General features: G+C 66.0%; 9 protein-coding genes and 1 pseudogene. 3 read left to right on the top strand and 7 right to left on the bottom strand.

The genetic code is table 11. The features are described 5' to 3' along the window. The 7 genes and pseudogenes from WAW85_RS09990 to WAW85_RS10020 form a co-directional block, all read right to left on the bottom strand. Window positions 1-458 (bottom strand): annotated as a pseudogene (locus WAW85_RS09990) (hypothetical protein); the annotation flags it as partial. Then, on the bottom strand, window positions 455-1,033 hold the full coding sequence (locus WAW85_RS09995; protein ID WP_422559464.1) for a nuclear transport factor 2 family protein: 579 nt from the start codon (window positions 1,031-1,033) through the stop codon (window positions 455-457). The gene WAW85_RS09995 and the pseudogene WAW85_RS09990, both read right to left, overlap by 4 nt. 34 nt (window positions 1,034-1,067) lie before the next feature. Beyond that, window positions 1,068-1,259, bottom strand: a complete 192-nt coding sequence (locus tag WAW85_RS10000; RefSeq protein ID WP_422559465.1) for a ferredoxin — start codon at window positions 1,257-1,259, stop codon at window positions 1,068-1,070. Next, on the bottom strand, window positions 1,249-2,628 hold the full coding sequence (locus WAW85_RS10005; RefSeq protein ID WP_422559466.1) for a cytochrome P450: 1,380 nt from the start codon (window positions 2,626-2,628) through the stop codon (window positions 1,249-1,251). Before WAW85_RS10005 ends, WAW85_RS10000 begins: the two co-directional genes overlap by 11 nt. Next, on the bottom strand, window positions 2,628-3,413 hold the full coding sequence (locus tag WAW85_RS10010; RefSeq protein ID WP_422559467.1) for an SDR family oxidoreductase: 786 nt from the start codon (window positions 3,411-3,413) through the stop codon (window positions 2,628-2,630). The genes WAW85_RS10005 and WAW85_RS10010 overlap by 1 nt, the downstream gene beginning before the upstream one ends. Then, window positions 3,413-4,651 (bottom strand): cytochrome P450, encoded by a 1,239-nt coding sequence (locus tag WAW85_RS10015; RefSeq protein WP_422559468.1) that lies wholly within the window; start codon window positions 4,649-4,651, stop codon window positions 3,413-3,415. Before WAW85_RS10015 ends, WAW85_RS10010 begins: the two co-directional genes overlap by 1 nt. After that, complete coding sequence (locus WAW85_RS10020; protein ID WP_422559469.1) at window positions 4,651-5,256, bottom strand: TetR/AcrR family transcriptional regulator; 606 nt, start codon at window positions 5,254-5,256, stop codon at window positions 4,651-4,653. Before WAW85_RS10020 ends, WAW85_RS10015 begins: the two co-directional genes overlap by 1 nt. 64 nt (window positions 5,257-5,320) lie before the next feature. On the opposite strand from WAW85_RS10020, the gene WAW85_RS10025 reads away from it, so the two are divergent. The 3 genes from WAW85_RS10025 to WAW85_RS10035 form a co-directional block, all read left to right on the top strand. Continuing rightward, window positions 5,321-6,787, top strand: coding sequence for an aldehyde dehydrogenase (locus WAW85_RS10025; protein ID WP_422559471.1), 1,467 nt, complete (start codon window positions 5,321-5,323; stop codon window positions 6,785-6,787). Window positions 6,788-6,835: 48 nt separating this feature from the next. Then, a complete protein-coding gene (locus tag WAW85_RS10030; protein ID WP_422559470.1) occupies window positions 6,836-7,567 on the top strand; it encodes an SDR family oxidoreductase in 732 nt (243 codons plus the stop codon). Continuing rightward, window positions 7,564-7,716: NAD(P)-binding domain-containing protein (locus WAW85_RS10035; RefSeq protein ID WP_422559472.1), on the top strand; the 153-nt coding region annotated here is incomplete at its 3' end. The genes WAW85_RS10030 and WAW85_RS10035, both read left to right, overlap by 4 nt.

Here is a 7,716-nt window from a genome sequence, read left to right on the forward strand (position 1 = left end):
CGATGGATCGGCCGGATGCGGGCCCGTCGATTGGTGGCGATGGCCGTCGCATCGAAGGTCGGATCCTCGATGTCGTGACACATGGCCGTCACGTACTCGTCGCCGAGCGGTTCGACGTCCATCAGCGCGCCGCAGTGGTCCAGGACAAAGGCGCCGTGGTGGGCGTCGGTCACCTCGTAGCGGAAGTCCATGAACTGCGGCGGGGCACCGATGTCCAGTTGCAGGCATTTGAACATGTCCGGCACGCCGTCGCCGTCGATGCCCAGCGCGGACCGCATCCGGTGGGTGTAGACCGGGCTGGCGGCCATCCATTCTTCGATCGCCACCTTGGTCATGGTCTCGCGGCCGAAGGCGCTGATCAGATGGGCCATGCCGCTGCGGTCGATCAATTGACCCGAGAGCAGCAACTCCGGAACCAGGGCGGCCAGCAGGCCCTGGTCGAGGTCCCGATAGCTCACCAGAACGGGATCGGCGCGGTGCCGATGTCGAACCAGCCGGGCAGGTTGCCGGGCGCAGCCTTTGTGACGCGGGCCAGCATCGAGTCGGACATGGCCTTATCGGTCATCATTTCAATGAACAGCGCCGAGACGTTGCCGTAGTCGAAGAAGTCTCGCTGCCACGCGAACTGAAAGTCCCCGCCGTACTTGAACCAGCTGCCCTGAATGCCTTCGAGCGCATAGTTGCTGCCGTCGGCGCGGGTGCCCTCGTAGATTTGCTTCCACAGTCCGATCATGTCGCCGGTGCGGTCGTCGATCACCCAGGTCTGGTACGGATAGATCCACCCCTCAAGACCCTCCATCTCCTGACCGAGGGCGAGTTCCCGGATCTCATCACGGCCAGCGGCCATGAAGTCCTTCTTGGGCCCGTAGTTCCATCCGTAGGTGGCGTCGACGGTGTAGAAGTCGGCGAGCGGGCGCCAATCGCCAGCCTTCTCGGCGTCGATGTTGGCGGCGAGCCAGCGCTCCTTCATCTCATCGAGTTCGGCGCGGTCGAACGGGCCGAGGCTGGATGCGGCGGTGAGGTCGGCGGTCATAGTGTTCTCTTTCAAGGTCGGTGGTCGAGCAAGATCAGTCGTCGAGTAGACGCAAAGCTTGGGTCGGGCAGTAGCGCACCGCGGCAGTCACCTCGGCGCGCAGTGATTCATCCGGCTTGGCATCGAGGAGTTCCACCTTGTCGCGGCCGGCGGCAAAAACGTCGGGGGCTTCCATCTCGCACATCCCGTGGCCCTGGCACAGGTCCAGGTCCACCTCAACCCGCATGGCTGCTCCGTCGGCGGTAGCGGACGCGGCACGGTTGCGCCAACTGGACCACCATCTTGGAGTGGTCGTTGTGGTACGAGTCCGGGTCTTGGGCCAACTCGAACTCGTAGTTCTGCAGCAGCACCGAGAAGATCGCCTTGATCTGCATCATCGCGAACTGGGCGCCGACACAGCGGTGGCGTCCGGCACCGAACGGGATCCACGTCCAGCGGTTGATGATGTCGTCTTGCCGCGGATCGATATAGCGGTACGGGTCAAAGGATCCTGCTTCCGGGAAGTCCTCGGGCAGTCGATTGTTCACCGCCGGGGAGACCGCGATCAGCTGCCCGGTTTTGACCAGGTTGCCTTCCACCTCGAAGTCTTCGCGCACCAGGCGCATCAGGATGATGAGCGGAGGATGCAGCCGCAGCGCCTCCTTGATCCCGGCTTCCAGGAGCGGGATCTGCCGCATGGCGGCGAAGCTGTACGGCACCTGCTCGCCGTCGTCGGCGGGGGCGTAGATGTCGTCGAGCTCGGTCACCACCTCGGCCAGAAAGTCAGGGTGGCGGAGCAGTTCGAGCAGCGTCCACGCCGCGGTGCCCTGGGTGGTGTGATTCCCGGCGAACATCATCGAGATGAACATTCCGGTCACCGTGTCCGCGCTGAACATCGGCGTGCCGTCGTCGTTCTTCAGCGAGACGAGCACATCGAGTAGGTCGCGGTCGCCCTTATCGGCCGGCGGATTGGTTTCATAGTCTTTGAGGACCTGCGCCATGAACTCCACCAGTTCGGCGCGCGCGGCGTCCCGGCGGCGGAAGCTCTCGATGTCGGCGTGGTAGTCGACGTACGCGTACGGATCGGTGCCGCGTTCGAGGTCGTGGTAAATCTCCGAGATCCGCTTGGACAGCCGCTCCCGGAACTTCTTGCCGATCAAGCACGACGACGACGTGTACAGCGTCAGCTCGCCGAACCATTCGAGCAGGTCGATCTCGCCTTCATCGCCCCAGTCGGCGATCATCCGCTCCACCTCGGCCGGAATGGTGACCGCGTGCTGCTTCATGTGAGCGCCCTTGAGCGCCTGGTTGTGCAGCGCTTTGGACCGCTCCTCCGGGCTGGTGTCGAAGACAACACCCTCGCCGAAGACCGGCGTCATGAACGGGTAGGCGGCGGCCTGGTCGAGCAGTTCGTCGGGAGCCCGAAAGAACTCCTCGTTGGCGGCCGCCCCGGACACCAACACGATTTCGCGGTCGGCAAGCTGGAAGAGCCCGACGTCGCCGCATTCTTCGCGGACCCGCGAGAACAGCGCGATGGGGTCGGTCGCGAGCTCGTCGAGGTGACCGTGCTCCCCGTCCCCGCCGGAGACGCGCTTAGGTTGAACCAGAGTGCTCATCAGTCGTTTCCTTTCCGTTCGATCGCGCCTTCGGCTTCGATCTCCAACTCGCGCATGTGCGCGCCGCGCGGCATGGTGACCATCGCGTGAATTCCCTGTGCGATGTGTTCGGGCGCGAGGAAGTTGCCGTGCCGCGCGAGTCCGAATTTGATCCAGTCGTTGAGCATGGCGGTGGTGGCGTCCGGGTCCAGATTCATGCCCATCCCGGTGAGGGTCTGGCCGGGCCGCACAATGCCCGCGCGGACGCCGGTGCCTTCCAGTTCCATCGCGATCGTGGTGACCAGACCGTCGACGCCGGACTTGGCCGCAACATACGCCGACGACCACGGCCGTGGCCGCTGCGTCACATCCGATCCGATAAAGACGATGTCGCCGCGACCACGCTCGATCATGTCGCCGACCACCGCGCGGTAGACGCGGAAGGCGCCGTTGAGGTGGATGTCGATCTGGCTGGTGAACTCGGCAGCACTCATCTCGTGCGACAGCCCGATCGCCAGGTCCCCGGCACCGGAGACCACGATCTCGACGGGCCCCAAGGCTGCCTGCGCCGCCGCAATGCTCGCCCGGACCGAGTCGTCATCGGTCACATCTAGCGCCGTGACGACGGCCTCGCCGCCGTCGGCGACGATCCGGTCGGCCAGTTCTTGTAGCTTGTCGACGCGCCGGGCGGCGAGTGCCACCGGATGGCCGGCGGCGGCGAACCACAGTGCGCTGGCCGCGCCGATGCCCGAGGAGGCACCCGCGATGTAAACGGGTCGTCGTTCCGGGTGTGCAACGAAGGCCATCAGCGGGCCTGCACTGTCATTGGGAGCCGTGCGAAACCGCGGACGTTGACCGAGTGCACGCGCTCGGCGCCAGCCTCATCGATGTCGTAGCTGCGGACAGTGCGCGCCAGCTGGTCGAGCCCGATGTTGGTCTCCAGCCGTGCCAAGTGTGCGCCAAGGCAGAAGTGGGTGCCCAGACCGAAGCTGAGGATGGTGCGTTCGGTGCCGCGACCCAGCCGGTACTGGTCGGCGTCGGCACCGAAGACGTCCTCGTCGCGGTTGGCCGAGCCGACGAGCAGCAGAATCCGCTGCCCCGCCTCAATCGTGTAATCGCCGAATTCGACATCCTCGATCACCCGGCGCAACAGCATCTGCGATGAGGTGTCGTAGCGGAGCGTCTCCTCCACCCAGTCACTCACCTGCTGTTCGCTCGGATCGGCGAGCACCTTGGTCAGTTCGCCGCGGTTGCGGTTGCCCCAGAACACCGAGTTGGCGAGCAGCTTGGTGGTGGTCTCGTTGCCGGCCACCACCATCAGCATCATGAACCCGATGATCTCGTCGTCGGTGAGCTTGGCCAGGGTGCCGTCGTCGTCGGGCATTTCGGCGCTGAGCAGCGCCGACACCATATCGTCGCCCAGATTCTTGCGGCGATCGACGAGCAGTTCGGTGTAGTAACGGTGCAGTTCGAGGTAGGCGTAGATCGCGGCCTCGGGGACGTCGGTGACGCCCTCCTCGCGGTGGATCAGTAGGTCGGACTGGATCCGCAGGTGCGCGCGGTCGGCCTCGCCGACGCCGAGAAGCTCGGAGACCACATCCATCGGAAGCAGTCCGGCGAAGTCGGCGATGTAGTCGAACTCGCCCATCTGCAGGCACTTGTCCCAGTGCTGGGCGGTCAGATCGGTGATGCGCGTGGACAATTCGCTGACTCGCCGCGGTGTGAACCCTTTGGAGACCAGTTTGCGTAGGCGCAGGTGACGCGGATCGTCCATGGCCAAAAAGCTCATCGCTTTCTCGGCGTGCGGGTTGTAGCTCGTGGGGTCCATCGAGACGCCCCAGCTGTTGGAGAGGCGGACGTTGTCGCGGAAGCCCGCGGCCACGTCGGCATGCCGGGACAGCGCCCAGAAGTCGCCGTCGGAGTTGTAGTAGACGGGCGCCTCCGTCCGCAGGCGCGTGTACGTCGGGTACGGGTCTTCGTGGAAGGCGTACGAGTACGGATCGAAGGGGATCGCGGTCTGCATCCCGGTGGTGGTGGCGGCCATCAGTCCTCCTGAATCAGGTCGGGTTGGCTGTCGAGAAGTAGGCGGGCGGCCGCGACCAGCCGCTCGGACGTCTGCTCGTAGGTCAGGTGGCCCATGCCGGCGTACACGAGGCCGCCGGAGTACAGCATTTCCAGCGCGTCGACCACCGGTCCGGGGTCGGCCGGATCCACCTCGAGCGCTTCGGACAGGCGCTTGCGAACAAAGCCGCCGATGCGCAGCCGCAGGTGTTCGACGTCGGGATCGGTGCCGAGCAATGCGACGGTCACCGCGCCGCCGAGCTGGCCTTCGCCAGCCACCACGAGCGAGACGCCGCGGAGCACTTCGGCGACCCGATCGGCGGGCGACTGCTGCGGGTCCGGCGCTGGCACACCGTCGGCCAGGCGCCGCCAAAAGACCTCGGCGACGAGGTGATGCTTGGACGAGAAATAGGTGTAGGCGGTGGCCGGTGCCACGCCGGCGCGTTTGGCGACGGCCCGGACGGTCAGCCCGTCGAAGCCGTCGGCGTTGAGCACTTCCACCGCCGCGTCGGTGAGTCGCACGACGGTCTCGGCCTGCTGCGGGCTGAGGCGGCGCCGGGTGGATTCCTGAGCAATGGCACTGGACATGTGACCGACGCTACACTACGTTTAGATGGCAGTCCAGACACTTGTCCAGATGGAGTTCCAGTTGATGTCTCTTACGCCCACGAAATCCACCGAACTGCTGATCGACGGCCAGCTTGTCCCCGGCTCCGGCGGCGCCTTCGACGTGATCAACCCGGCCACCGAGGAGGTGATCGGGCAGGCCGCCGAAGCAACGGCCGCCGATCTCGACGCGGCGATCGAGGCCGCGCGCCGCGCCTTCGACACCACCGACTGGTCGCGCGATCACGCCTTCCGCGCCCGCTGCCTGCGGCAACTCCGCGATGCCCTCAAAGGCCACACCGAGGAACTGCGCGAGCTCACCGTGGCCGAGGTCGGCTGCCCGGTCTTCCTCACCCACGGCCCACAACTCGACGGCCCGATCGACGATCTCGGCTACTTCGCTGACCTCGCCGAAAACTACGAGTGGACCACCGACCTCGGCGTAGCCAAGCCGATGGGTATCAAGAACCATCGGGAGATCCGCAGCGAGGCTGTCGGCGTGGTCGGCGCGATCACCCCGTGGAACTTCCCGCACCAGATCAACTTCGCCAAAATCGGCCCAGCCTTGGCCGCCGGCTGCACCGTGGTGCTCAAGCCCGCGCCGGACACCCCGTGGTGCGCCGCGCTGGTCGGCAAGGTGATCGCCGAGGAGACCGACATTCCGCCCGGCGTCATCAACATCGTCACCTCCACCGACCACGGGTTGGGCGCGCAACTGACCACCGATCCGCGCGTGGACCTGGTGACCTTCACCGGCTCCACCGAGACCGGACGCAAGGTGATGGCCGCCGCGGCCCCCTCGCTGAAGAAGGTCTTCCTGGAACTGGGCGGCAAGTCGGCGTTCATCGTGCTCGACGACGCCGATCTGGCCACCGCCTGCTCGATGGCCGCGTTCAACGTCGTCACGCACGCCGGCCAGGGCTGCGCCATCACCACGCGACTGCTGGTTCCGCGCGACAAACTGTTCACCGCGACCGAACTCACCCGGGATGCACTGGCCGGACTCGCCGCCGGCGACCCCACCGCGTCCGGGACTATCTGCGGTCCGCTGGTCTCCGCGCGCCAGCGCGAACGCGTCGAAGAGTATCTGCAGATCGCCGTCGCCGAGGGCGGCACCATCGAGTGCGGCGGCGGCCGCCCGGCCGACCAAGAACGCGGCTACTTCATCTCACCGACGCTGATCTCCGGGCTGAGCAACTCGGCCCGCGTCGCTCAGGAAGAGATTTTTGGCCCGGTGCTGGTGATCATGGCGCACGACGGCGACGACGACGCCATCGCTATCGCCAACGACTCCCCCTACGGCCTGTCCGGCCAGGTCTGGGGCACCGACCCGGCCCGGATCGACCGCGTGGTCAGCGGCGTGCGCACCGGAACCATGGGCATCAACGGCGGTATCTGGTACGCCGCCGACGTTCCGTTCGGCGGCTACAAGCAGTCCGGCATCGGCCGGGAAATGGGTGTCGCCGGCTTTGCCGAATACCTGGAAACCAAGTCCGTCGCCCGCCCCGCCTGACCCCCGAATCCGAACCCCAGAATCCGAACAACCGAAAGGTCCACCCGCATGTCCCGTTTCTCCAATAAGACCGCGATCGTCACCGGTGCCGCTGGCGGCATCGGCGAAGCCTATGCGCGCGCCCTGGCCGCCGAGGGCGCCAACGTCGTCATCGCCGATGTGAACGATGCGGCCGGTACCGCGGTCGCCGAATCGATTGGCGGCCTGTACGTGCACACCGATGTCGCCGATCCGGAGTCGGCCGCTAACCTCGCCGCAGTCGTCGTCGAGACGTACGGTTCGGTCGATTACCTGGTGAACAATGCCGCCATCTACGGCGGCATGGCATTGGACTTTTTGATCACCGTCCCGTGGGACTACTACAAGAAGTTCATGAGCGTGAACCTCGACGGCGCCCTGAACGTGACGCGCGCGATCTACCCGCACATGACCAACGGCGGCGCCATCGTGAATCAGTCGTCGACGGCCGCCTGGCTGTACAGCGGCTTCTACGGGCTGGCGAAGGTCGGCGTCAACGGCCTCACCCAGCAGCTGGCGGTGGAGTTGGGCGGCCAGAACATTCGCGTCAACGCGATCGCCCCCGGCCCGATCGACACCGAAGCCACCCGCACCACCACCCCGAAGGAGATGGTGCAAGACATCGTCAACCGGTTGCCGCTCAAGCGCTTCGGCACCCCGGACGATCTGGTCGGCATGTGCCTGTTCCTGCTCTCCGATGAGGCCAGTTGGGTCACCGGGCAGATCTTCAACGTCGACGGCGGGCAGGTCATCCGTTCATGAGTGCACCGACCTCGCCGATCCGACTGGGCTATGTGGGCCTGGGCAATATCGGCGCCCCGATGGCCGGCCGGCTGGCGCAGTGGCCGGGCGGCCTGAGCGTCTTCGATCTGGATGCGGCGGCGGTGGCCCGGCTCGTCGAGCAGGGGGCC

The organism is Gordonia sp. (in: high G+C Gram-positive bacteria), assembly GCF_049299075.1.
In the GTDB taxonomy this organism is placed as follows: domain Bacteria; phylum Actinomycetota; class Actinomycetes; order Mycobacteriales; family Mycobacteriaceae; genus Gordonia.